The 24,746-nt window shown below is 64.2% G+C and carries 25 protein-coding genes; 10 read left to right on the forward strand and 15 right to left on the reverse strand.

What is annotated here, in order from left to right; all coding sequences use genetic code 11:
• Window positions 1–11 precede the first annotated feature (11 nt).
• A complete protein-coding gene (locus ACN9MX_RS03135; RefSeq protein WP_363735092.1) occupies window positions 12–137 on the reverse strand; it encodes a hypothetical protein in 126 nt (41 codons plus the stop codon).
• A complete protein-coding gene (locus tag ACN9MX_RS03140) occupies window positions 137–1,456 on the reverse strand; it encodes a UDP-glucose dehydrogenase family protein (RefSeq protein ID WP_363825432.1) in 1,320 nt (439 codons plus the stop codon). The genes ACN9MX_RS03135 and ACN9MX_RS03140 overlap by 1 nt, the downstream gene beginning before the upstream one ends.
• A gap of 156 nt (window positions 1,457–1,612) precedes the next feature.
• Between ACN9MX_RS03140 and wecB the strand changes: the two genes are divergently transcribed.
• From wecB to ACN9MX_RS03160, 4 genes are all read left to right on the forward strand, one after another.
• Window positions 1,613–2,758, forward strand: coding sequence for a non-hydrolyzing UDP-N-acetylglucosamine 2-epimerase (wecB, locus tag ACN9MX_RS03145; RefSeq protein ID WP_363825435.1), 1,146 nt, complete (start codon window positions 1,613–1,615; stop codon window positions 2,756–2,758).
• A 111-nt stretch (window positions 2,759–2,869) separates the two neighbouring features.
• Window positions 2,870–4,180 (forward strand): UDP-N-acetyl-D-mannosamine dehydrogenase, encoded by a 1,311-nt coding sequence (gene wecC, locus ACN9MX_RS03150; RefSeq protein WP_363825438.1) that lies wholly within the window; start codon window positions 2,870–2,872, stop codon window positions 4,178–4,180.
• Between the two features lie 121 nt (window positions 4,181–4,301).
• Entirely contained in the window at window positions 4,302–5,012 is a 711-nt protein-coding gene (locus tag ACN9MX_RS03155; protein ID WP_363735084.1) for a polysaccharide biosynthesis/export family protein, read from the forward strand.
• Window positions 5,012–7,126: a GumC family protein gene (locus tag ACN9MX_RS03160; RefSeq protein WP_363735082.1), complete on the forward strand. Its 2,115-nt coding sequence runs from the start codon at window positions 5,012–5,014 to the stop codon at window positions 7,124–7,126. Before ACN9MX_RS03155 ends, ACN9MX_RS03160 begins: the two co-directional genes overlap by 1 nt.
• A 131-nt stretch (window positions 7,127–7,257) precedes the next feature.
• On the opposite strand, the gene purQ is transcribed toward ACN9MX_RS03160, so the two are convergent.
• A complete protein-coding gene (gene purQ, locus ACN9MX_RS03165) occupies window positions 7,258–7,932 on the reverse strand; it encodes a phosphoribosylformylglycinamidine synthase subunit PurQ (RefSeq protein ID WP_363735081.1) in 675 nt (224 codons plus the stop codon).
• 3 nt (window positions 7,933–7,935) lie between these two features.
• Window positions 7,936–8,169, reverse strand: a complete 234-nt coding sequence (gene purS / locus ACN9MX_RS03170; protein WP_133651856.1) for a phosphoribosylformylglycinamidine synthase subunit PurS — start codon at window positions 8,167–8,169, stop codon at window positions 7,936–7,938.
• 273 nt (window positions 8,170–8,442) lie between these two features.
• Here purS and ACN9MX_RS03175 point away from each other — a divergent pair, with 273 nt between their 5' ends.
• Both ACN9MX_RS03175 and ACN9MX_RS03180 read left to right on the forward strand, forming a co-directional pair.
• Complete coding sequence (locus ACN9MX_RS03175; protein ID WP_166666297.1) at window positions 8,443–8,592, forward strand: hypothetical protein; 150 nt, start codon at window positions 8,443–8,445, stop codon at window positions 8,590–8,592.
• A 56-nt stretch (window positions 8,593–8,648) separates the two neighbouring features.
• Entirely contained in the window at window positions 8,649–9,401 is a 753-nt protein-coding gene (locus ACN9MX_RS03180) for a sulfite exporter TauE/SafE family protein (RefSeq protein WP_363735080.1), read from the forward strand.
• Between the two features lie 21 nt (window positions 9,402–9,422).
• Here ACN9MX_RS03180 and purC read toward each other — a convergent pair whose 3' ends face one another.
• From purC to ACN9MX_RS03210, 6 genes are all read right to left on the reverse strand, one after another.
• A complete protein-coding gene (purC, locus tag ACN9MX_RS03185) occupies window positions 9,423–10,205 on the reverse strand; it encodes a phosphoribosylaminoimidazolesuccinocarboxamide synthase (protein ID WP_133651858.1) in 783 nt (260 codons plus the stop codon).
• 244 nt (window positions 10,206–10,449) lie between these two features.
• A complete protein-coding gene (locus tag ACN9MX_RS03190) occupies window positions 10,450–10,578 on the reverse strand; it encodes a hypothetical protein (RefSeq protein WP_363735079.1) in 129 nt (42 codons plus the stop codon).
• 31 nt (window positions 10,579–10,609) lie between these two features.
• Window positions 10,610–12,013, reverse strand: coding sequence for an alpha,alpha-trehalose-phosphate synthase (UDP-forming) (otsA, locus tag ACN9MX_RS03195; protein WP_133651859.1), 1,404 nt, complete (start codon window positions 12,011–12,013; stop codon window positions 10,610–10,612).
• 25 nt (window positions 12,014–12,038) lie between these two features.
• Window positions 12,039–13,817: a glycoside hydrolase family 15 protein gene (locus ACN9MX_RS03200; protein WP_363826599.1), complete on the reverse strand. Its 1,779-nt coding sequence runs from the start codon at window positions 13,815–13,817 to the stop codon at window positions 12,039–12,041.
• A 99-nt stretch (window positions 13,818–13,916) separates the two neighbouring features.
• The gene (gene otsB, locus ACN9MX_RS03205) at window positions 13,917–14,681 is read right to left on the reverse strand and encodes a trehalose-phosphatase (protein ID WP_363825441.1); all 765 of its coding nucleotides are present in this window, start codon (window positions 14,679–14,681) and stop codon (window positions 13,917–13,919) included.
• A gap of 70 nt (window positions 14,682–14,751) precedes the next feature.
• Window positions 14,752–14,913 carry a hypothetical protein gene (locus tag ACN9MX_RS03210; RefSeq protein ID WP_363825443.1) on the reverse strand — a complete coding sequence of 54 codons (162 nt, stop codon included), beginning with the start codon at window positions 14,911–14,913 and terminating at the stop codon, window positions 14,752–14,754.
• 111 nt (window positions 14,914–15,024) lie between these two features.
• On the opposite strand from ACN9MX_RS03210, the gene ACN9MX_RS03215 reads away from it, so the two are divergent.
• From ACN9MX_RS03215 to ACN9MX_RS03225, 3 genes are all read left to right on the forward strand, one after another.
• Complete coding sequence (locus ACN9MX_RS03215) at window positions 15,025–15,945, forward strand: LysR substrate-binding domain-containing protein (protein WP_363825446.1); 921 nt, start codon at window positions 15,025–15,027, stop codon at window positions 15,943–15,945.
• A gap of 257 nt (window positions 15,946–16,202) precedes the next feature.
• Window positions 16,203–18,491, forward strand: coding sequence for a DNA topoisomerase IV subunit A (gene parC / locus ACN9MX_RS03220; protein ID WP_363825449.1), 2,289 nt, complete (start codon window positions 16,203–16,205; stop codon window positions 18,489–18,491).
• A gap of 92 nt (window positions 18,492–18,583) precedes the next feature.
• The gene (locus ACN9MX_RS03225; protein WP_414714611.1) at window positions 18,584–20,326 is read left to right on the forward strand and encodes a putative bifunctional diguanylate cyclase/phosphodiesterase; all 1,743 of its coding nucleotides are present in this window, start codon (window positions 18,584–18,586) and stop codon (window positions 20,324–20,326) included.
• Here the strand turns inward: ACN9MX_RS03225 and ACN9MX_RS03230 are convergent.
• Genes ACN9MX_RS03230 through ACN9MX_RS03245 form a run of 4 tightly spaced genes read right to left on the reverse strand, consistent with a single transcriptional unit; the run spans window position 20,290 to window position 23,220 of the window.
• Window positions 20,290–21,501 (reverse strand): CCA tRNA nucleotidyltransferase, encoded by a 1,212-nt coding sequence (locus ACN9MX_RS03230; RefSeq protein WP_363825451.1) that lies wholly within the window; start codon window positions 21,499–21,501, stop codon window positions 20,290–20,292. The two genes, ACN9MX_RS03225 and ACN9MX_RS03230, sit on opposite strands and share 37 nt — an antisense overlap.
• Window positions 21,482–22,093 (reverse strand): CoA pyrophosphatase, encoded by a 612-nt coding sequence (locus ACN9MX_RS03235; protein ID WP_363735067.1) that lies wholly within the window; start codon window positions 22,091–22,093, stop codon window positions 21,482–21,484. Before ACN9MX_RS03235 ends, ACN9MX_RS03230 begins: the two co-directional genes overlap by 20 nt.
• Window positions 22,090–22,656, reverse strand: a complete 567-nt coding sequence (locus ACN9MX_RS03240) for a DUF1285 domain-containing protein (protein ID WP_133651866.1) — start codon at window positions 22,654–22,656, stop codon at window positions 22,090–22,092. The genes ACN9MX_RS03235 and ACN9MX_RS03240 overlap by 4 nt, the downstream gene beginning before the upstream one ends.
• Before the next feature lie 45 nt (window positions 22,657–22,701).
• Window positions 22,702–23,220 (reverse strand): GNAT family N-acetyltransferase, encoded by a 519-nt coding sequence (locus ACN9MX_RS03245; RefSeq protein WP_363825454.1) that lies wholly within the window; start codon window positions 23,218–23,220, stop codon window positions 22,702–22,704.
• A 127-nt stretch (window positions 23,221–23,347) separates the two neighbouring features.
• Between ACN9MX_RS03245 and ACN9MX_RS03250 the strand changes: the two genes are divergently transcribed.
• Window positions 23,348–23,731 (forward strand): dihydroneopterin aldolase, encoded by a 384-nt coding sequence (locus tag ACN9MX_RS03250; RefSeq protein WP_363735064.1) that lies wholly within the window; start codon window positions 23,348–23,350, stop codon window positions 23,729–23,731.
• Between the two features lie 48 nt (window positions 23,732–23,779).
• Here ACN9MX_RS03250 and ACN9MX_RS03255 read toward each other — a convergent pair whose 3' ends face one another.
• Entirely contained in the window at window positions 23,780–24,724 is a 945-nt protein-coding gene (locus ACN9MX_RS03255; RefSeq protein ID WP_363825457.1) for an isopenicillin N synthase family dioxygenase, read from the reverse strand.
• Window positions 24,725–24,746 lie beyond the last annotated feature (22 nt).

A 24,746-nucleotide genomic window follows, 5' to 3' on the forward strand; every position in this document is an offset into this window, starting at 1 on the left:
GCCGGACCGGATCAGGTCAGCCCGGCAATGACGGGTACGATCAGCATGATCGCGAACAAGGCAATGGCCGCCACCAGCCAATGATGCAACCGGGGAAGGGCGGGCTCATCGCGTCCTTCCCTTGGCTTCAGCAGCATCAGGCCAGGACGCCCTTGCCGCCGACCCGCGTGAGTGCAAAGCCGGCCGTTTCCGCCTCCCTGCGCGGATAGATGTTGCGCAGGTCGACCAGCACGGGTTCGTTCATCAAGGCGGCCAGACGTTTCAGATCCAGTGCCCGGAATGCATCCCATTCCGTCACCAGCACCAGCGCGTCGGCACCGGTCGCGGCTTCATAGGCATCCTTCGTCATGGTCACGCCCGGCATCAGCGGCGCGGCGACATCCATGCCCTCCGGGTCATAGGCGACGATCTGCGCGCCCGCATCTTCCAGCGCCAGCACGATGGCAAGGCTCGGCGCATCGCGCATGTCGTCGGTATTGGGCTTGAAGGTCAGGCCCAACAGCGCAACTTTCTTGCCACGCGCGTCGCCGCCCAGAGCCTTCACGATCTTTCGTCCCATGGCTCGCTTGCGCAGATCGTTCACCTGCACCACGGTTTCGACGATACGGATCGGTGTGTCATAATCCTGGCCGGTCTTCACCAGTGCCAGCGTATCCTTGGGGAAGCAGGAGCCGCCATAGCCCGGACCCGCGTGCAGGAATTTCGCGCCAATGCGGTTGTCGAGCCCAATCCCCCGCGACACGTCCTGTACCTCCGCGCCCACGGCTTCGCACAGGTCCGCCATTTCGTTGATGAAGGTGATTTTCGTCGCAAGGAAGGCGTTTGCGGCATATTTGATCAGTTCAGCGGTTCGCCGCCCCGTGAACATGACAGGCGCCTGGTTGAGGTTCAGCGGACGGTAGATCTGCCCCATGACGTCGATCGCGCGCTGGCTCCCGGTGGTGCCGACCACGACGCGGTCTGGCCGCTTGAAATCCCCGATGGCTGCGCCTTCGCGCAGGAATTCCGGGTTGGACACGACCTGTATGTCCAGATCGGGTCGGGCTTCCCGGACGATCCGTTCGACCTCATCGCCAGTGCCGACCGGCACGGTGGATTTCGTCACGATGACGGTAGGCCCGTCGAGCGAATCCGCGATTTCCTTCGCCGCTGCGTAGACATAGCTCAGATCCGCATGCCCATCGCCGCGTCGTGAAGGCGTGCCAACGGCGATGAAAATCGCATCCGCGCCCTTCACGCCTGCCGGCAGATCGGTGGTGAAGTTCAACCGCCCTGCCGAAGCATTGCTCGCGACGAGATGGTCGAGGCCCGGCTCATATATCGGCATGCGGCCCGATTCGATGGCGGCGATCTTGCCGGCATCCTTGTCCACGCACACCACGTCATGGCCGAAATCGGCAAAGCAGGCGCCTGACACCAGCCCAACATAGCCCGTGCCGATCATCGTGATCTTCATATAGTAACTGAGCCCTCGAATGGGAAAAGGTCCGGCTGGCCTCTAGCACAGCTACTTGCCTAAGCGAAAGCGGGCGTCGGGAGTACTCATGTTCAGGGGATGGTTACCATTTTCTGCCAAGCACTTACCCGAAAGACGGCTTGCAAAGGGTAAGATATGAAGGTTGCTCTGGTGTTCGGGACGCGCCCTGAGGCGATCAAGCTGTTTCCCGTGATACACGCGCTTCAGGCCCGGGACGATGTAGAGCCGCGCGTCATCGTGACCGCGCAGCATCGAGGCCTGCTGGATCAGGTCCTGGAGATCGCCGGGATCGTGCCTGACATAGACCTCGACGTGATGACGCCGAACCAGACTCTGGATGGCCTGACGGCGAAGTTGATCGTGGAACTGGGGAAGGCGTTCGACGCGGAAAAGCCCGACCGTGTGGTGGTGCATGGCGATACGCTGACCACCATGGTCGCCAGCCTGGCGGCCTATTATCGCAAGATTCCCGTGGCTCATGTCGAGGCGGGCCTGCGCAGCGGCGATATTCATCACCCCTGGCCGGAAGAGGTGAACCGCCGTGTGGTCGCCTGCATTGCGGACATGAATTTCGCGCCGACCCAGGCGGCCGCGGATGCGCTGCTGGCGGAAAATCGCGATCCGGCCAGCATATTCGTGACCGGCAATACGGTGATCGACGCGCTCCTCGCCACTCGCGAACGGGTGCTGTCCGAACCCCCTCTTGCATCGGGCCTGGACGGCCTTGCGCGGCGGTTCACCGGGAAGCGCATCATTGCGGTCACCAGCCACCGCCGCGAGAATTTCGGCGGCGGGATGGAGGCGATTGCGCGTTCGGTGGCCGACATTGCGGCGCGCCCCGACGTCGCCGTGATCTTCCCCGTCCATCCCAATCCCAATGTCCGCCCGGTGATGGACGCCGTGCTGGGCGGCCTTGCCAACGTCGCGATGATCGAGCCGCTGGACTATCCGCATTTCGTACGCCTGCTCGACATGAGCGACCTGGTCCTGACCGACAGCGGCGGCGTGCAGGAGGAGGCTCCCTCACTCGGCAAGCCGGTGCTGGTGATGCGCGAAACCACCGAACGTCCGGAAGGGGTGGAGGCCGGCACGGCGAAGCTGGTTGGCACGGATCGCGCCAGGATCGTCCGCTCCGTTGTCACCTTGCTGGATGATGATGCTGCCTATGCCGCCATGTCGCGCGCGCATAATCCCTTCGGCGACGGCCATGCGTCGGAACGCATTGCGGGCATCATAGCCGCAAGCGCAAGATCGCAAGGGAATTTGGAACGGGCCGCCTGAGCGCAGGCCCGCGACGAACTGGCGATGGGACTCGACGTTCCGTTACCCAAATCTTCAGCATTTCCCGTCACAAACCGGTGCAGATCATCGGCTTCCCCAGGACCCCGCCCAATGCCCCTCGATAAACTCCAGCAGAAGGTATCCGTCATCGGCCTCGGCTATATCGGCCTGCCGACCGCCGCCCTGATCGCCCGCGGCGGCGCGCAGGTCGTCGGCGTGGATGTCAGCGCCCATGTCGTGGAGACGGTGAATTCCGGCCGCGTCCATATAGAGGAAGTCGACCTGGATGGCCTGGTCCAGGGTGTCGTGTCCCGCGGCAATCTCCGCGCCAGCCTGGAAGTAGAAGCCAGCGACGTCTTCATCATCGCCGTGCCAACTCCCGTGGCTGAAGATCGCGCCCCTGACATCAGCCATGTCCTCAAGGCCGCTCGTACGGTCGCGCAGGTTCTGAAGGCTGGGGACACCGTCATCCTCGAATCCACCTCCCCCGTCGGCACCACCGAAGCCATGCGCGACCTTTTCGCGCAACTTCGCCCCGATCTCAAAATGCCGGAGCCTGGCGTCGCGGGCGACATCGCCGTCGCCTATTGTCCGGAGCGCGTCCTTCCCGGACGCATTCTGGTCGAACTGATCGACAATGACCGCTGCATCGGCGGCATCACGCCGCGCTGTGCCCGCAAGGCGCTGGGTTTCTACCGCCAGTTCGTTCGCGGTGCCTGCATCACCACGTCCGCCCGCGCGGCGGAAATGGTGAAGCTGGTCGAGAACAGCTTCCGTGACGTCAATATCGCCTTTGCCAACGAACTGTCCGTCATCGCGGAGCGGATGGACATCGACGTGTGGGAGGTCATCCGCCTCGCCAACCGTCACCCGCGCGTCAACATCCTTCAGCCCGGGCCTGGCGTCGGGGGGCATTGCATCGCTGTCGACCCCTGGTTCATCGTCCATGGCGATCCGGAAAACAGCCGTCTCATCCGCACGGCTCGCGAAGTGAATGACGGCAAGACCGACTATGTCGTGGCAAAGGCGTCCGACCTGATCGATGAATTTCCGGGCGAAGCGGTCGCCTGCCTTGGTCTTGCCTTCAAGCCCAATATCGACGATTTCCGCGAGAGCCCGGCCGTGAAGGTCGCGGCGCGCCTCGCCAAGCGTTATGGCCGCCGCATCAGGCTGGTCGAACCCTATGCCCATGACCTGCCGATGGAATTTGCCGGAACCGGCGCTGAACTGACCGATCTCGATACGGCTCTGGAACAATGCGGCGTTTTCGTCATTCTTGTCGATCATGACATGTTCAAATCGGTTCCGGTGGACGAACGCGCCGACAAGGCGGTCTACGACACCCGCGGCGTCTGGCCGGATCAGCCCCGACGGCCGACCTCGGGTCAGGCCGTCCCGGAACAGGCCCGGATCGCCATCTGATCCGGCGCATCGGCGCCGCGTTCGCCCGGCGAATGGTTGCCATGTCCCCGTCGCGTCGTTAACCCCGCCCGCAATGGCAGGCTTTGCGCGTGCCCACTGAATTGCGGGGGACTTTAGCGGCATGAGGTGGCCGACCGACAGCAAGAGCCGAGCGAGGATCATGGTCACGGCCTGCCTCTTGCTCAGCGCCTGCTCGACCGTGGAGGATGCGCCGAAGGGCGAGGCGGCTTATGCCGTCATCCCGCCCGCTCCTGCCGTGGGGATGGATTATCGCATCTCGCCCGACGATGTCCTGCGCATACAGGTTTATCACGAACCCGGCCTGTCCCTTGAGGACGCCCAGGTGACAGCCGCAGGCATGGTGCGCATGCCACTGGTCGGCGACGTTTCCGTGGCTGGCCTCTCCGCCAGTGAAGCATCCGATGTCATCGCCGGGCGCCTCGGTGAGCGCTATCTCGTCTCGCCACAGGTGACGGTGTTCATCAAGAAGGCGGTGGGCCGCCGCATCACCGTGGATGGAGAGGTTCGCGAGCCGGGCCTGTTTCCCGTGGACGGTCGCGTCGGACTCCTGCAGGCGATCGCGATGGCCAGGGGCCCGACCCGCCTTGCCAGCATGGGGCAGATCGTCGTGGTCCGGCAAGCGGAGGGAGAGCGCAAGGCCGCGATGTTCGACCTTGGCGCGATTCGCAAGGGAGAGGCGCCCGATCCCGAAATCCTGCCGGGCGACACCATCATCGTCGGCCTGTCGCGCGCGAAGGCGATCCTGGGTGGCGCGCTGTTGGCGCTTCCTGCCGTTGGTGCAGGGTTCGTCGCGCTGGATGGAGGGCTCTGATGGCGCGCTCGGGACTGCTGATCGACGACAGCGGCGCCTCTTCCTCCATGGAGGGGCGCGCCGCGCGTTTCGCGACAACGGCCGGCGCGGCGTGGACGGCGGTACGGCGGCATCGCATCATCCTGTTCGTCACCATGGCGCTTTGCGTGCTGGCTGGCGTGGTCTTCATCCTGCTGTCCACGCCTGATTATAGCGCCACCGCTTCCGTGGAGGTAGAGGATGTCCCGGCTGGTGCCGCGGGAGCTGCCGCAGCGCAGCGGCAGACGGCGCCGTCCGACAATGAAGCGCTGATGCAGACCGAACTGGAAGTGCTGCGCAGCCGTGCTCTGGCTGAAGATGTGGCGCGCGAACTGGCCTTGATCGGCAGTCGAACCTTCTTCGAGGGCATGAATGTCCGGCGGCCGGAACAGGGGACTGGCTCGCTCAGCCAGCGGCAGGTCGAAACCGAAACCGTCGTCAGCCTGCTACGCGACAATCTGCACGTTGAGTTGCCCGGCAAGTCGCGGGTCATCCGCATCAGCTTCACAAGCGCTGATCCGGTGCTGTCGGCGCGGGTTGCCAACAGCTATGCGGACAGCCTGATCCGGACGGACTTGAAGCGTGGATTCGAATCCGGGGTTCAGGCCCGACGATTCCTGTTGGGAGAGTTGGACGGCGCGCGCAAGGATCTGGAACGGGCGGAGCGCGACCTGGCGGTCTATGCGGCCAATGCCGGAGCCATGATGCCACCCGAATCCGATCGCAATGGCGGCGCCGATCCCGCGCCCGATGGCACTACGGCAACGCGGCTTGCCCAGCTCAACGCCTTCCGCGCGCAGGCGACAGCGGATCGGATCGCGGCGCAAAAGCGCTGGGAAAGCGCCCGCATGTCGAGTGTCGAGACCCTGCCCGAAGTGCTGAACAATGGCGCGATGCAGCAGATCATGACGGAACGGGCGCAGGCGCGGGCTCAGGTCGTGCAGGAACGCCAGTTCCGCAAGGACGCCCATCCTGAGATGCGCGAGGCGCGCGCCCGGCTCGCGGCGCTGGATGATCAGGCCGAAGCAATGGCGGGCACGATCCGCGCGTCGCTCAAGGAACAATATGACGTCGCCGTCCATGGCGAAAAGCAGATCCAGTCCGAGATCGCCAAGGTCGAGCGGCAGGCCACGGCGGAACGTGGACGCGGCGTGCAGATGAGCATATTGGAACGGCAGGTCGATACCTATCGCCTGCTGCACGATAGCCTGCTCCAGCGCTATCGCGACATGGCATCGCAGGCTGGGTTCCAGGCGGGGCGTATCCAGCCGCTGGACCGGGCGGCCGTGCCCTCCCGGCCATCCTCGCCCAATATCGGCATCACGATGCTGTTCGCTTCGCTGGGCGGGCTGATCCTCGGGCTGATGGCAGTGGTCGGGCGGCATATTTTTGATGACGCCGTTACGTCTGCCGACACGCTGGCGGAGCGGGTGAACCTGCCTTTGCTCGGCGCGGTCCCGGCGGGCGAGAAGCCGGCGGCGGAGATTTTCGCGCCGATGGCTTCCTCCCTGCTTCTGGGGTCCGCAGCGGGGCTGCCGCGTTCCATCCTGGTCACCAGTGCGCAGGAGGGGGAGGGGAAGTCCTCTACCCTATATGCCTTGGCCAAGGCGTTGGCGAAGCTGGACAAGCGCGTGCTGGTGATTGATGCCGACATGCGTCGGCCCAAGCAGCACAGCCTGTTCGGCATCTCGCCGGCGCGGGGGATCAGCGAACTGATGACGGGCCAGGCGAAGATGGAGGAGGTTGTCGTGGACAGCGGCTTGCCGGGGGTAGCCCTGCTGCCCTGCGGCGCGATCCCGCCCAATCCCGCCGAATTACTGGTGACGCCCGCGATGGACTCCCTGCTGGCAACCGTCCGGGGGCGGTACGACACCGTGCTGATCGATGCGCCGCCCGTTCTGGGCCTGTCCGACGCCTGCCTGCTGGCGAGCAAGGCGCAGGTGACGCTGCTGGTCGTCGAATGGGGACGCAATCATCATGGCGGCCTGCGCGTCGCCGTCGATCGGTTGCGCCGGGCGGGCGGGGCGATCATTGGCGCGATCCTCACCAAACAGGAAGGCCGTGCCTTTGAATATGACTATCATCGTGGCGGGTGAGCCAAGTAGCGCGGCGCGACTAAGACGGAAAATTTGCTTAGTGCGCTAAGAATGATCGTGCGAATGACGGGTACAAGGCCGTCCCTGCTTGCCAGACCCGGTCGAGTTGTCGAACGCGATATCCGTCGGACTCAGGCTTGGGTAAGCAGCCCTTCCACCAATCCTTCGAACAGCCGGCGGCCGTCGGTCGAACCATGGGCGGTCTCGATCACGCGCTCCGGGTGCGGCATCATGCCCAGCACATTGCCACCTTCGTTCAGGATGCCCGCAATGTTCCGCGCCGATCCGTTAACGTTCTCCGCGTAGCGCAGCGCCACGCGGCCTTCGCCTTCCAGCCGGTCCAGCGTTTCCGCGTCGGCGAAATAATTGCCGTCATGATGCGCCACCGGGAAGTTGATCGCTTCCCCCGCCCCATAACGGCTGGTGAAAGCGCTTTGCGCATTATCAACCGTAAGCGCCACGTCGCGGCAGACGAAATGCCCGCCCGCATTGCGCAGCAGCGCACCGGGCAGCAGCCCGCTTTCCGTCAATACCTGGAAGCCGTTGCAGATGCCGAGCACATAGGCGCCCCGATCCGCCGCCTTCGCCACCGCCTGCATCACCGGCGAGCGGGCCGCCATCGCCCCCGAACGCAGATAGTCGCCGTAGGAAAAACCGCCCGGCACGCCGATCAGGTCGATATCGTCTGGCAGTTCCGTATCGCGATGCCAGATCATGGCAGGCTTCGCGCCGGTCGCTTTCTCGAACGCCACGGCGAGGTCGCGGTCGCAATTGCTGCCGGGAAAGACGATGACGGCGCTCTTCATGGCTCAGGCCACCTTTTCGATGCGGTAATTTTCGATCACCGTGTTCGCCAGCAGCTTGCGGCACATGGCGTCAATATCCTCGTCGCTGGTGCCGTCGGCCAGATCCAGTTCAATGAGCTTTCCCGCGCGCGCATCATTGACGCCAGCGAAGCCCAGGCCTTCGAGCGCGTGATGGATCGCCTTGCCCTGCGGGTCGAGGACACCGCCCTTGAGGGTGACGAAGATGCGGGCTTTCATGAGCGTGGGACTCCATAAGACAGTCTTTCGCGCCCCCAGGGCATCCTGCTTGCAGAATGCGCAAGCCGCGAAAACCGGAGGGCTGGCGATCGTTTGAATCGTCCAGCCCTCTAGTCGCGGAGCGCTCCGCAGGCAAGGCATTATACCAGGATGCAGTGATGCTGAGGCATCAGCCTCTTGGTAACGCCCAGGTGCTGCGCGGCCTTAACCCTGGCATTATGCTTTTGTTAGCGCCGTGCCCCTATGGTGGCCAGCGGAGGGAAGGATTTTCGCATGGCCGGTCTTGCTTTGGCGATGTTCGTGGGGCTTTTCGCCTTTGGTCAGCAGATCATGGGCTATGATGATCCTCATGGCCGGGTTCAACTGACGCTCCTTGCGACCTTCACCTTCGGCGTCCTGATCGGCTATCGCGCCCAGAGCTGATTGTTCGACAACAAAATTTGCTCCCCGGATGGGATGCTTTGCTTTAGGCGGGCTCCATGAATCCGGACTATTTCTATTATGCCTGCGCCATCACCGCCGTGATCCTCACTGGTCTCGCCAAGGGCGGATTTGCCGGGATCGGGGCACTCGCCATGCCCATCATGGCACTGGGCGTGGATCCAGTGAGGGGGGCGGCGATCATGCTGCCCATTTTGATCCTGCAGGACGTCGTCAGTGTCTGGTCGTTCCGCCATCACTGGGACAGGCATGTTCTGATGGTTATGTTGCCAGGAATGGCCGCAGGGGTTGCGATCGGCTATCTTTTTGCGGCCCAGGTGTCCGAAGTCGCGGTGCTTGGTGTACTGGGCCTGATTTCGGCTCTTTTCGGGCTTCAACGACTATGGGCCGAGCGCGGCGGTGCGATGGTGCTGCCGTCCAATTCGCCGGGCTGGATCGGCATGCTGTTCGGCGTGGCGAGCGGCTTCACCAGCCATATTGCCCATGCCGGATCTCCGCCGTTCCAGATGTGGGTATTGCCCAAGCGTTTGCCGCGCGACACGCTCATCGGGACTACCGCCATCGCATTTGCCGCGGTGAACTGGATCAAGGTGCCCGCCTATGCGGCGCTGGGGCAGTTCACCAGGGCCAATCTGCTAGCGACGGCGGCCCTGATCCCCGTGGCTATCGCATCGACTCTGGCGGGCGTCGTACTGGTGCGTCGCGTCGATGCCGCGCGATTTTACACGCTCATCTATGTGCTGATGGTGTTGCTGGGGATCAAGCTGATGGCGGACGCGCTGCTCGCCTGAACGGCGCGTCCGCCATTCGCGTCAGTCCTTGCTCCGCTTCTTGCGGTGGGTGTCGAGGTCCAGGACCGTCGTATCAACGCCCTCGGGCATAAGGCCCAGGCGCCGGGCGACTTCCTGATAGGCTTCGACTTCGCCGCCCAGATCGCGGCGGAAACGATCCTTGTCCAGCTTTTCGCCAGTGGCCATGTCCCAAAGGCGGCAACCGTCGGGGCTGATCTCGTCAGCCAGGATGATGCGGCTATATTCGCCATCCCACAACCGGCCGAACTCCAGCTTGAAATCGATCAGGCGGATACCGATGCCCGCGAACAGGCCGCACATGAAGTCGTTGATGCGGATCGCCATGTCGGCAATGTCATGCATCTCGTCCTGGCTGGCCCAGCCGAAGCAGGCGATATGCTCTTCGGACACCAGCGGGTCGCCCAGCGCGTCGTCCTTGTAGCAATATTCGATCAGGGTGCGGGGAAGCTGCGTCCCTTCCTCGATGCCGAGCTTCTTGCTGAGCGAGCCGGCAGCAACGTTGCGCACTACGACCTCGATCGGCACGATCTCGACCTGGCGGACGAGCTGCTCGCGCATGTTGAGCCGGCGGATGAAATGGGTGGGAACCCCGATCTGGCCGAGCAGCGTGAAAATATGCTCGGAAATGCGGTTGTTAAGGACGCCCTTGCCTGAAATCGTGCCCTTCTTCTGGGCGTTGAAGGCAGTCGCGTCATCCTTGAAATACTGGATGATCGTACCCGGCTCGGGGCCTTCGTAAAGGATCTTTGCCTTGCCTTCATAGATCTGGCGGCGACGGGCCATATGCGGTTCCTGTCTTCCCTGGAGCGTTTTTGAAGCAGGTGGAATCACCTGCTTCAAAAACGCGGTGAATCAAAAACTGGAGCAGGCCCATAACCGATGAATCGGATCATGGCCTGCTCCGGAAAGAATGTGCCCCGGCAAACGCGAATCGGGAGGGATCAGCGGGTGCCGGGGCTGCTTGGGCTGGCCCTTAGACCAAAAGGAGCGGGGGTGCAAATGGCCCCGTTTCAGGCGCCGAAGTTCGTTACAACACGTCACCGAACATGAACCAGATCAGTGCCAGCCACGCCGCGAGGCCGAGAATGCCCAATATGACACCTGATCTGGCGCGAATGGCGGCAAGGGTGCCGCCCGCTTCTTCCTCGTCTTCCATTGCACCTACAGTAGCGGCATGTGCGGGAAAGTTAAGCGGGCTGCGCCTCCGGCTTCAGCTCGCCATTGCGCTGTACCGCCATCAACCGTTCTGTGAAGCGCTGCCGCCACCAACTGATGTCCTGTTTCTCGACGATGTCCATCATGGCGCGCCAGCGGCGCTTGCGTTCGTCGAGCGGCATGGCAAGGGCGCGGGTGATCGCGTCCGACATCTCCTCCGGGCTGTAGGGGTTGATCAGCAGCGCGTCCTTGAGCTGCTGCGCGGCGCCGGCGAAGCGCGACAGGATGAGGACGCCCGGATTGTCGGGATCCTGTGCCGCCACATATTCCTTGGCGACCAGGTTCATGCCGTCGCGCAGCGGCGTGACCAGGCCGATCTTCGCCGCGCGATATATCCCTGCCAGCTTGTCGCGCGGATAGCCCTGGTTCACGTAGCGGATCGGCGTCCAGTCGACGTCGCTATATTCGCCGTTGATGCGGCCCGCCAGCGCGTCGAGCGTGGCGCGGATCTGCTGATAGCTTTCCACCTCCCCGCGGGAGGGCGGCGCGATCTGCGTCAGCACGATGTTGCGATGCTGTTCAGGATGATCCTTCAGGAAGCGGGCATAGCCGTTGAACCGCTCTTCCAGCCCCTTGCTGTAGTCGAGGCGGTCGACGCCCACGATCATGGGACGATCCTGAAGCGAACGGCGGACCTTTTCATACATATCCTTCGCCGCGTCGCTGACGGCGGCGCTGGCATATTCCTGCGCGTTGATGCCGATCGGGCAGGCGATCGCCTGGATCGTGCGGTTTCCCAGCGTCACGAAATCGCCGTCCACCGATCCGCCCATCTCCCGCTCCACATAGTGGCGGAAGGACTCCAGCCATTCCTCCGTGTGGAAGCCGACGACATCATAGGCGAACAGCGTCTGAACCAGCTTGCTGTGATGGGGCAGCGACACCAGCAGCCGCGTAGGCGGCCAGGGAATGTGCAGGAAGAATCCCATGCGATTGTCATGGCCCCGGTCGCGCAGCATCCGGCCGAGCGGGATCATGTGATAATCCTGGACCCAGATGATGTCGTCCGGTTCGATCAGCGGGCTGGTCGTGTCGGCGAAGCGCTGATTGACACGGTTGTAGCCACCCTCGAAATCGCGGGCATATTCGGCCAGGTCGATGCGGAAGTGGAACAGCGGCCACAGCGTCTTGTTGGCATAGCCATTATAATATTCGTCGACATCCTGCTCTTCCAGGTCGATCGTCGCGGTCTTGACCCCTTCATCCTCGGAAAAGCCGATCTGGCCGGTGAAATTCTCGGTGACCTCTCCGGACCAGCCGACCCATATGCCCCTGCTTTCCCTAAGGGCCTGGGAAAGCGCGACAGCGAGGCCGCCCTGGTTGCCGGTCTTGGTCGGGCGACTGACCCGGTTGGAAATGACTATCAGGCGGCTCATGCCGAGCGCCTCCACAGCAATCGCCTCATCGCATCACGCTCCACGGTTTGCTCAAGAGCACGGCGCAATTGATGATGCCGACCAATGAGTAGGTTTGGGGATAGTTCCCCCACAATTCTCCGGTAACGGGATCGATGTCTTCGGAAAGCAGCCCGGCGGCGGTGCGGCGGGACAGCATCTCCTCGAACAGGGCGCGGGCTTCCTCGCCGCGTCCCGTACGGTGCAGCGCCTCGATCAGCCAGAAGGTGCAGACGTTGAAGGCCGTGACCGGCTCCCCGAAATCGTCCGGCGCGCTATAGCGCAACATGTCATTGCCGCGGCGCAGATCCTTTTCCAGCGCCTTCAGCGTTCCCAGGAACATGGGATTGTCGGCCGTCAGGAAACGCAGGTCGATCAACTGGAGCAGGGAGGCGTCCCTGGCATCGTCCTCGAAATTGGCGGAGATGGCATTGCTGTCGGTCCGCCACGCTGACTGGAGGATGCGTGCCTTCATGACCTCCGCCCGCTTGCGCCAATGAACCTCGCGTTCCGGCAGGTCGAGAGCGGCTGCTGCATGGGCGAGGCGGTCGCATGCCGCCCAGCACATCACCGCGCTATAGCTGTGGACATGGGCCCGGGTGCGCAATTCCCACAGGCCGGCGTCAGGCTGGTCATAGACCTGCCACGCCCGTTCGCCGACCGCCTCCAGCGCCTCGAAGTCCGACAGTCCCGCCATGCGCAGCAGGCGCTGGTCGATGAAACCCTGAACGGAGGACAGGACGATCTGGCCATAGGCGTCATGCTGCACCTGGGAATAGGCGGCATTGCCGACGCGAACCGGTCCCATGCCGCGATAGCCGGGCAGGTTCTGCGCCTCCCGCTCCTCCAGCGTGGCTTTGCCGCGCACGTCGTAGAGGGGCTGGATATGGCCGCCCCGCGCGCCATCGACGATGTTGCGGAGATAGACGAGATAGCTTTCCAGAACGTCCAGCGCGCCCAGCCGGTTCAGCGCCTCCACCGTGTAATAGGCGTCCCTGATCCAGCAATAGCGATAATCCCAGTTGCGGCCGCTGTCGGCATGTTCGGGGATGCTGGTCGTCAGCGCGGCGACGATGGCGCCGGTTTCCTCATGCTGGCAAAGCTTGAGCGTGATGGCGGAGCGGATCACCGCCTCCTGCCATTCGGCCGGAATGGCCAGGCCGCGGACCCAGATTTGCCATTCGTGGATCGTGTCGTCCAGCATCCGCTCCACGGCGGGGCGAAGGGCGTCGGAAAAGCTCTCATCCGGACCCAGGAAGAAATGCATGTCATGTTCCAGCCGGAACCAGCTTTCCTGGGAAATGAGGCCGATGGGCGCATTGGTGGAAACGCGCATTGCCATATAGGACAGTACCAGCCGGATGTGATTGGAGCCATAGCTGATCGGCACCCGTTCCGAATGCCATGAGGTGGTGGGACGCAATCTGACCCGTACGCGCGGGCTGCCTGACACCGGCCGGACGACGCGGGCGAACGCCACCGGGCGGTACATCCGGCCCTGATGCTTGTGGCGCGGGCAGAAATCATAGAGCTCGATCGCATTGCCCTGCCCATCGGTCTGGCGCGTCACCAGCACGGGAGTATTGCGGATATAATGCTGCTCGATCCGGACGCAATTCTCGAGCTCTATGGCCCAGAAGCCTCGCGAATCCGGCTCGTCCCAGGCCCCGTCGTCCAGCAGGGCCGAGAATACGGGGTCGCCGTCGACGCGGGGCACGCAGGCCCATATCATGCGCCCGGCGCGGTCGATCAGCGCTGATGCCTGGCAATTGCCGATGGGCCACAGGTCGAGCGAGCGTTCATTCCCGCCCGGAAGGTCGTTTTTCTGCGTTTCTATTGGTCCGTCCCCCTTGTTCGTGCACGACAGGGGTGCCGGACGATCGGATCAGACGGCGCCAGCAACCCCCTGGGCAAGATAATGCCTGACGGCGGCAACCTGTTCCAAAGAGAATGCGGCGAGCGTTGCCCTGGGCACGCCGACGAGAATGCCGGCGCCGCCCAGGTCGCGCGCCACGGCGAAACCCTCTTCGTCGGTCACGTCGTCCCCGATGAACAGCGGTGTGCCGCCTGCCATGGGCGTGCGGCGCATCAGCGCGCGGATGGCGCTGCCCTTGTCGGCGCCGCCGGGGCGCAATTCGTAGAGCATCTTGCCCGGTTGCAGGGCAAGGTCGAGCCGATCCGCCAGGCCGGTGGCGAGGTCGCCGGCCTCCTGACCCCATTGTGGTGCGCCGCGGAAATGAAGGCCGACGCTGATTGTCTTGCGTTCGACAAGGACGCCGGCCTTTCCGGCGGCAAAGGTCTGGAAGGCGGCTTCGGCCTCGTTGATGGCGGGGAGGCGGGCAGGCGCCTCGACCGGGCGGCCGGGTTCCGCCAGCTCAAGTCCGTGCGTGCCGGCCAGCAGGAATTGGCCGAAGCCGAAATCGCGCAGCGTCGCGACGGAACGGCCGCTGACAATGGCAAGCCGGCCATCCAGCCGGTCGCGCAAATGCTCCAGAAGGGTGAGCAGATCGTCATCGACCACCACCCCGTCGGGCGTATCCGCTATGGGAGCCAGGGTTCCATCGAAATCGAGGAACAAGGCGGCGCCGGTCAGCAGCCCGGGCGGCGGAGGGGGAAGATCGGGAACAGGGGAAAGACGGGAATCGTGCACGGGCGCAAGTTGGCGCGTGGCGCGGATAGTGCAAGCCCTGTTGAACGATCCTGGCGATTTTTGGGGGATCTCATTGCCCCTGCTCCGTCCAGGGGGCCGACCAGCTGATGCGATGAAGCGCGCAGAAGGCCTGCATGATGGAGGTGAGGAGGCCTGAAAGGCCGCTGGTGGTTTCATGGCTGCGGGTGGGCAACCGGGCGTCGTTCGACAAGTGCATGACGTGCCTTTCCATGAATGATCCGGTGAATGGATTGCGTTTCGTGGCAATTCCTATCGCTGATTTCCGTAGCGGCAGCCAACAAAAGGATGGACGCGAATCATAAGTCTGGCTTATCTGGACCGGATGAACCCATTGCCTCCCCTGTCGGCCGTTCGCGTGTTCGAAGCCGCGGCAAGGCTGGAGAATTTCACGGCCGCCGCGCAGGAGTTGGGGATGACGCAGGCGGCTGTCAGTTATCAGGTGAAATTGCTGGAGGAGCGGCTGGGCATCAGCCTGTTCCAGAGGACGGGGCGGAAGGTGACGCTGACCGAGAAGGGGCGCGAGATCGCCATGGTCGTGTCCCGCGCCTTCGACCAGATGCGGGAGGGGTTCGCCGCGCTGACGCAGGATCATTCGACCATCCTGACGATCAGTTGCACCAACAGTTTCGCCCATCTCTGGCTGGCGCAGCGGATCGGGACGTTCCAGATGCGCCAGCCGGGGCTGGCCGTGCGGATCGACGCGACCGACCGGGTGGTGGACTTCGCCCGCGACGGCGTCGACGTGGCGGTGCGGGGCGGGCGGGGCGAATGGCCGGGACTGGAGGCCAAGCTGCTGACCCATAACCGGCTGGCGCCACTTTGCAGCCCGTCATGGCTGGCGGCCAATGGGCCGATTGCCGATGCGCGGGTGCTGCACGCCATGCCGCGGCTGTCGCCCGGCGATAGCTGGTGGCAGGAATGGTTCGTCGCCATGGGGGTGGACGAGGACGGTAGGGGGCTGCCGCCCGCCATCGCGCTCGATTCCCAGGTGATGGAGGGCCGCGCCGCGATGGCCGGGCATGGCGTTGCCATCGTCAATCCCTTCATGTGGAGGACGGAATTGGAGGCGGGATTGCTGGTGGAGGCGGTGCCATCCTATGTCCGGGAACGGGCGAGCTATTGGGTGGTCTATCCTGCCCACGCCCGCAACACGGCCAAGGTGAAGGCCTTTCGCGACTGGATTTCCGCGGAATTCAGGCGGGAAATCGCCGCGGACCCGGAGGCCCGGTTTCTGCCGCGATGATGGGGGTGGTGTTGCGGAGGGGTGGGACGCGGGCTAGCGGTTTATGGGATGCTGTTTCTGTCGCGGCATGAAATCGCGGCGTCGGAACTGGGCTCCTGCCTTCGCAGGAGCACGGCGGGATGGTGGGAGCACGGCGGAGAGGCAGGCGCGCGTGGCGGTTGCGGGGCAGGTTGCGACCGGCCTGAGCCATTCCGGTCGGCATCTTCGGGATTAAACCCCGTTTCCGTTTTGTCGCGGCACTGCTATTCCCCCCTGCGATGACCGAATTTCGCGACCCGTTCGACGCTATCAAGGATCACCCGTTCGACGATGCGCTGTCCCAGCGCTATCTCGTCTATGCGCTTTCCACCATCACGGCGCGGTCGTTGCCGGACCTGCGCGATGGGTTGAAGCCGGTGCACCGGCGGCTGCTGTGGGCGATGCGGCTGCTGCGGATGGAGCCGGGCGGCGCGTCGCCCGACGTGCTGGTCGCCAATCCGGCGCGCAACACCACGTCGTACAAGAAATGCGCCCGCGTGGTTGGTGACGTCATCGGCAAATATCACCCGCATGGCGATGCCTCGGTCTACGACGCCATGGTGCGTCTGGCGCAGGATTTCTCGCTGCGCACGCCGCTGGTGGATGGGCAGGGCAATTTCGGCAATATCGACGGCGATAATGCGGCGGCGATGCGCTATACCGAGGCGCGGCTGACCCAGGCCGCGGCCGACCTGATGGCGGGGCTGGACGAAGGCACCGTCGAATTCCGCCCGACCTATAATGGCGAGGACCAGGAGCCGGAGGTCTTTCCCGGCCTGTTCCCCAATCTGCTGGCCAACGGCGCCACCGGTATCGCTGTCGGCATGGCGACCAGCATCCCGCCGCACAATGTCGCGGAACTGATCGATGCGGCGAGCCTGCTGATCGAAAATCCGGAAGCCGAACATGCCGAGCTGATGCAGATCGTGCGCGGTCCGGACTTTCCCACTGGTGGCGTGCTGGTGGACAGTGCTTCCATGATTTCAGAGGCTTATGCGACGGGGCGGGGATCGTTTCGAACTCGTGCGCGCTGGCACAAGGAGGATGGCGGGCGCGGTACCTGGGTCGCGGTGGTCACACAGATCCCCTTTCAGGTGCAGAAATCCAAGCTGATCGAGCAGATCGCCGTGCTGATCAACGACAAGAAGCTGCCCATATTGGCCGATGTGCGCGACGAGAGCGATACGGAGATCCGCATCGTCATCGAGCCGCGCGCGCGCACCGTCGATCCGGACGTGCTGATGGACAGCCTGTTCCGGCTGACCGATCTGGAAAACCGTTTTCCCTTGAACCTGAATGTGCTCGACGCGACGCGCACGCCCCGCGTTCTGGGCCTGAAGACCGTCCTTGTCGAATGGCTGAGGCACCAGATCGACGTTCTGGTGAAGCGCGCGCAGCACCGGCTGGACAAGATCGCGGCGCGGCTGGAGCTGCTGGACGGCTATATCATCGCCTATCTGAACCTGGACCGGGTGATCGAGATCATCCGGACCGAGGATGAGCCCAAGGAGGTGATGATGGCCGAGTTCGGCCTGAACGACCGGCAGGCCGAGGCGATCCTCAACATGCGGCTGCGCAGCTTGCGCAAGCTGGAGGAGATGGAACTGCGGCGCGAGCATTCCGAATTGCTGAAGGAACGCGACGAGCTGACCAGGCTGGTCGAAAGCCCGGCGCGGCAGCGGACGCGGTTGAAGAAGGACCTGGCCGACCTTCGCAAGCGCTATTCGCCCGAAAGCGATTTCGGCCGCCGGCGCACGCTGGTCGAGGAAGCGGCGCCGGCGCGGGAAATCCCGCTGGAGGCGATGATCGAGCGCGAGCCGATCACCGTGATCCTGTCCGAACGCGGCTGGATCAGGGCGATGAGCGGGCATCGCGACCTGGCCTCGGCCGACACGCTGAAATTCAAGGAAGGCGATGGTCCGATGATCGCCTTCCACGCGCAGACCACCGACAAGCTGCTGCTGGCGACGGAGACCGGGCGCATCTTCACGCTGGGTGCGGACAAGCTGCCGGGCGGGCGCGGCTTTGGCGACCCGGTGCGGTCGCTGGTCGACATGGACGGCACCGGCAATATCGTGGCGCTTCTGCCTGCCCGCGTCGGCGGCGAATTGCTGCTTGCATCCTCGGACGGGCGCGGCTTCGTGGCGACGGTCGCCGATGTGATCGCGGAGACGCGCAAGGGCAAGCAGGTGGTCAATGTACGCACCGGCGCGAAGCTGAGTGTCGTGCATCCCATCGCGCCGGAGGCGGACAGCGTCGCCGTGGTGGGTGAAAACCGGAAGCTGCTGGTCTTCTCGCTGATCGAAATGCCGCGCATGGCGCGGGGGCAGGGCGTGCAGATGCAGCGCTATCGTGACGGCGGCCTGTCCGACGCGATCGCGTTCCGCCTGTCGGATGGCCTGAGCTGGGCCATGGGGGGAGAATCCGGGCGGGTTCGCACGGAAGCGGACATGACGCCATGGCGCGTTGCAAGGGGCGCGGCGGGGCGGATGCCGCCAACCGGCTTTCCACGCGATAACCGTTTCTGAGAAAGCGATTTTTTGTTGCCATCGCGTCGGAATCGGGAATGTTGTTTCCCGAAAATTTACCCTTTGGGCCTATCGCCGGCCCTATGGAATCCATGTCGATGCGCGATCGGCCAATCTCAATGCCGGGCGGACAGCTCCTTGCGGGGCAGGACGGAGCGCATCTTTCGCATGGGTTGGCGATCACCGAATGGCTGGCGGCGCTGCCTTATCCCGCAGCGGTACTTTCCTTTGCAAACAATCATTTATCAACCGTAGTTGCCAATGCGCCGTTCCACCACCGTTTCAGGGTGAGTGGTTCAGGCGAGCCGGAAAAACCGCACGCTGCCGAATGGCGCGACCGGATCGTGCAGAGCGTGCGGTCGGGCCGTGATTCGGAAAGTTTCGAGTTGCGCCGCGACGGATCGCTGGGGCCGGAATATTTCTGCTGCTCGGTCGGACGCCTGCCCAAGCGGGACGGCGAGTCCGACCTTTTCCTGTTCACGGCGCTTGATCGCACCAGCGACCGCACGATGGAGAAGAATCTCCGGCGGGAATTGCTGTCCGACGGTCTGACGGCATTGCCCAACCGGACGGGGTTCGGCGAGGAGATCGAGGACCGGTTGGCCAATACGAGCTGGCCTGACAATGCGCAGTTCGGCATCCTTGCCATCGACCTGAGCCGGTTCAGTCGGGTCAATGAGTCGCTGGGGCCAATGGCCGGCGACGAATTGCTGATCACCGTGGCCAAGCGGTTGAAGTCCAGCCTGCGGCAGGGGGACGTGCTGGCCCGCATCGGCGGTAATGACTTTGCTATTTTTGCACGCCTGAACAATGGCTTGTCGGATGCTCTTCATATTGTTCAGCGTATTCGTGATGGACTGAGCTATCCGATCAGGTTGAGCGATTTGCAGATCCGGGTCGATTGCGCGATCGGATGCGCCCTGTCGACCAGCCTGACCGAAGACCCGGAGGATGTGGTGCGCAAGGCGCAGGCCGCGGTGAAGATCGCCAAGCGCAGCGGCAAGGTGGAAATCTATCGCAACGGCGTGCTGAAGGAAGCGCAGCGGCGCTTTTCCGTCGAGAGCCGGTTGCGCGACGCGCTGGCGCAGGGAGAACTGACCCTGGCATTCCAGCCGCTGATCCATCTGCAGACTGGCGAAATCACGGGCTTCGAGGCCCTGACTCGATGGCAGGATGAAGAGCTGGGCCATGTGTCGCCCGCCGAGTTCATTGCCGTGGCGGAAGAGAGTGGCCAGATCACCTCGCTGGGTCGCTGGGCTGCCTATGAGGCGGCGCAGGCGCTCAGCCGGTGGGACGCGAAATTCGGCCAGTCGCTGCCCGTCGGCATCAATGTGAACCTGTCCCCCATCCAGATGGCGCGGGACGATGTCGCCTCCATGTTCGAGGAAGCGCTGCGTTATTCGGGAATTTCGGGCAATCGCCTGACCGCGGAGCTGACCGAAAGCGCGATCGTGGCGGACCCGGAAAAGGCGCGTAAGCTGCTGTTCGCGCTCAAGGACCTGCAAATGCCGATCGCCATGGACGATTTCGGCACCGGCTATTCCAACCTGGCGAGCCTGCACAGCCTGCCGATCGACATATTGAAGATCGACCGCAGTTTCGTGACCTCCATGCTGGAGGACCGGGACAAGGTGGTCATGGTCCGCACCATCCTGTCGCTGGCCGAATCGCTGGGGCTGCGTGTCACGGCCGAAGGGATCGAGACGCAGCAGCTTGCCCATGCGCTGCAGAATATGGGCTGCTGGCAGGGGCAGGGATATTATTTCGCGCGGCCGATGCCGGAGAGCGACGCCTATGACTATTGGCGGGCGCGCTGGAATTTCGAAACGGTCTGATCCGCGATTTCGGCGAGGCGGGCTTCGTCGGGAAAACCCTCCGCAACCCAGATATCCTGGACCTCGGCCAGGGCTTTTGCCACATCCGGGCCGGGCTGAAGGCCGCGGGCGATGAGGGCGCCGCCGCCCAGAGGCAGGCGTGGCGGCGTCCAGTCAGCGAGTGTCTTCAGGCCGTCGAGCGGAGCCGAAGAATCGAGCAGGATGCGGTCGATCGCGCCCTCCACGCCGACCCGGAAGGCGAGGGCGCGAGGGGGCATGGGGGCCGTGGCGCCCTCCAGCGCGGTGGCCAGGCGCTTGCGGGCCTTGTTGGACAATTTGAGGCGCGCGCCCACCTGCTCGGCGGTGCGCGGATCATGGGCGAGCAGGGCGGCAAGACGGCGCAGGGCTGACGGACTGGTGCCGGAGGCGGCTTCCCGCTGCATCAGTGTGGACAGGCGGGCCAGCCCGTCCTGGTCGATCTCCGGAAGGACGGGCAGCAATATGCCGCCGTCGACCATGAGTTGGAACGAGGCCAGCGGGGCGGGCAGGGCGAGCAGCTTGAGCAGTTCGTCCGCGATGCGTTCGCGCGACAGGGCCATCAGGCTGTTGGCGGCTTCGCGGCAGGCGGCATAGGCCTCCACATCCGGCTCGTCATGGCCGAAGCGGGCCAGGAAGCGGAAATAGCGCAGGATGCGGAGGTGATCCTCCGCGATGCGGGCGTTTGCATCGCCGATGAAGCGGACGCGATGCGCGCGCAGATCGGCGACGCCGCCGAAGAAATCGGTGATGGCGTGGGTGAGCGGGTCGGCATAGAGCGCGTTGATGGTGAAATCCCGCCGGGCGGCGTCTTCGCGCCAGTCATGGGTATAGGCGATGGTGGCGCGGCGGCCGTCCGTGCTGACGTCGCGGCGCAGGGTCGTGATCTCCACCGGCCAGCCATGGATGACGGCCGTGATCGTGCCATGGTCGATGCCGGTGGGCACGGCCTTTATTCCGGCGGCCCTGAGGCGGTCGATGACCGACTGCGGTTCCGATATGGTGGCGATGTCGAGATCGTTGACCGGCAGGCCCAGAAGGCCGTCGCGGACGGCGCCCCCGACGAAGCGGACGAGGCCCTGTTCCGCGCCAAGCGCGTCGAGCAGCGCGTCCAGGCCGGGGCGGTGGCGCCAGTCGGCGTCAGGCAGCAGGCTGGTCATGGCCTAGCCTGCGCGACAGATTGGCGAGGATGGCGGCGGTGATGCCCCAGATGCGTCGTCCTTCCCAGAATATTTCGTAATAATGCCGCTCAATGCCCTGAAACTCCATGGACTTTCTGATCCGGTTGGCGGGATTGAGGGCATAGGAGAGGGGTAGTTCGAACAGTTCCGCGACCTCGGCCTCCTGGGGGAGGAGGGGAAGGTCGGGCGGGATCACGCCCAGCACGGGGACGATGTCGAAGCCGGTGAAGGTGTGATAGCGGTCCGACGTGCCGATGATGTCGACCAGGTCGGGCAGGAGACCGATTTCCTCCTGCGCTTCCCGCAGCGCGCCAGCGATTTCGTCGGGGTCGTGGTCGTCGACCCGGCCGCCCGGAAAGGCGACTTGCCCGGCGTGCTTGCGCAGCCTGGCGGACCGCTGGGTCAGGATCAGGCCGGGTTCGGGACGATCGGTGATCGCGACCAGCACGGCCGCAGGAGACAGCATGATGTCGCCGTCGATCCGGGGATCACGGGTGTCGGACGGCATCAGGCCGATCTCCCGCTCATGCCCCTCCTTCAGGGCGATCCGCAGCCGTTCCGCCAGCGTCATGCCGACCCGTCCAGCGCGAAGAAGGCGCCGTTGCTCCAGAGGCCGACTGGTTCGGCGCCTTCGTCCAGCGCCAGGTTCACCAGTTCATAATAGACGCTGCGGGCGACCAGCGCCTCCAGCCCGCCGCGGACGTGGAGATAGGGATGCGGTCCGTCAGGCGTTTCGCGCAGGACAAGGGCGTTGTCCGGCCCGGCGGCGACCAGATCGCCCGTGTTGAGCCGAAAGGCGAGGCTGCGTGCCCGGCCTTCGCCTTCGCTCTTGAGCTCCACGGCGAGGAAGGGGGCGTCCTCCACCTCGATCGAGAGCTTTTCGACCGGCGTGACCAGGACGTAGCCGCCATCGGGTTCGCGGCGCAGGATGGTCGAGAAGAGGCGGACCATGGCTTCCCGCCCGATGGGCGAACCCTGGTGGAACCAGGTGCCGTCGCGGGCGATGCGCATGTCGCTGTCGCCGCAATGGTCCGGATTCCATTTCTCGACCGGCGGCAGACGCTTTTCCGCCAGCAGGCGGGCGACGTCGGTCAGCGACAGGCTGGAAAGATCAGGGGGCGGCTCCATCGGCATGGGGCCGAGATAGGGGCGCTTGAAGGCGAAGGCAAAAGGGAAATTTCAGGCGCGGGCAATGGCGCGCGGACCCAGCATGCCCGTGCCCCCTATGGGCCGGCCGTCGACCGACAGCGCCAGCAGGCGGCGCGGCTCGAACGGGCCGGGGCAGTTCCAGCCGCCGGTCCCTTCCGCCGAAAAGCCCCAGAAGCGGCCATAATATTCCGGATCGCCGATCATCATCAGCGGGGCGCTGTTCTGTGCGCGGGCGGCCGCGACGACGGCGTCCATCATCGCGCGGCCGTGCCCGGTGCCCTGCACCGCCGGATCGACGGCGACCGGGCCGACCATGATGAGCGGCGTCCGGCCGCCGTCGGCATGGACGAGCGCGACGGGCCAGCTTTGCAGCGAACCGATGAGCCCGCCGTCCTCATCCCTCATGCCGAAGGAGAGTTCGGGAAGCCATGGCATGCCGTCGCGAATCATATAGGCGGTGCGCCCGTGCCGGTCAGGGCCGAAGGCCGCATCCAGCAACCGCTCAACCGCGTCATGCGACATCATCTTGAGGGGCACTATCACAGACACGTCTTGCCGATCCGTCCTCAATGGCGCATGGACGCGCCGAGAGCGGCGGGCTTTAGCGCGTGGCTGGCAAAATAAAAGTCTAAACTGGGGCCCGCCCGCGGCAGGGAGGGCCCGAATGTGGCGAGCTATGAACAGCGTATTTGACGATTTTCTGACGTTGGAGGTGAATAATCTGGACGTGGATGTCCTGACCGGCATCTATTCGGAGGAGACGCACCTGCCGCAACCGCTGCGCATATCGATCAGGGCGCGGTTGAAGATCGCGGATCATTATGATCCCGACACGCCGCTGTCGCGGTCCAAAAATTACATGGACCTGAAACATGCCGCGACCACCGCTCTGCCGGAGGGGCAGCATTTCACGCTGATCGAGGCGGTGGCCGACCATATCATCGAGACGATCTTCCTGCAGGATGACAAGGTGACCCATGTCGAGGTCAAGATCGTCAAGCTGGCCCTGAGCGAGAAGGGCGAGGAGATCGGGATCACCATGGCGCGCGGGCGCAGATAGCCTGTTCCATCGGGTTTTCCCGGCCCAGGTTTTCCTGAATCGCTGCCCTTACCCCTTGATCAGGCCGATTTCGCGCAACCGTTCCGACAGATAGTCGTGCGCGGTGATCGGCGGGTCGCGGCGGGGGTGGTCCGCATCCACGCATTGGGGCAGCGCGTCGATCAGGAAATCCGGTCGCAGGTGCAGGAAGAAGGGCATGGAATAGCGCGAATGGCCGCGCCGTTCCGGCGGCGGGTTGACGACGCGGTGGCTGGTCGAAGGGAGATAATGGTTGGTCAGCCGCTGGAGCATGTCGCCCACATTGATGGCAAGGGCGCCGGGCGGCGGGACCACGGGCAGCCAGTTGCCGTCGCGATCCCTGAGCTCCAGCCCGCCTTCCTCCGCGCCCAGGAGCAGGGTGATGAGGTTGATATCCTCATGCGCGCCGGCGCGGATGCCCGGCGCTTCCGCAGAGACGGGCGGATAATGGAGCAGGCGCAGGATTGAATTGCCGTTTTCGACCGGCCTTTCAAACCACTGCTCCTCCAGCCCCAGAAACAGGGCGATGGCGGACAGCAGTTCCCCGCCGACGCGGTCGAATTCGGCATAGAGAGGCGCGAATGTCGCGTGGAATTCCGGCAGTTCGTCCGGCCAGACATTGGGCGGCATGCTTTGCGCCAGCGGATCGCCCGCGGGCAGGTCGCGTCCGACATGCCAGAATTCCTTGAGATCATTCTCGCTCTCGCCCCTGGCGATTTCCACGCCAAAGGCCGTGTAGCCGCGCTGACCCCCATTATTGGCGGCATCGTAGCGGCGCTTCACCCCCTCCGGCAGGGCGAAAAACCGGCGGACCAGTGCCCAGCCCCTGTCTATCAGCGCCTGGTCCATGCCATGATCCTTCACCATGGCGAAGCCGAAGCGCTGGAAGGAACCGCCGAAAGCCGCGGCGAAGTCGGCCTTGTCCATATTGCCCATGGACAGGACGGGCACTTGTCCGGGCACCGTTTGCGACACGTTATTCTCCGAAACTCAACTG

The organism is Sphingobium sp. R-21 (assembly GCF_049913335.1).
Classification (GTDB): domain Bacteria; phylum Pseudomonadota; class Alphaproteobacteria; order Sphingomonadales; family Sphingomonadaceae; genus Sphingobium.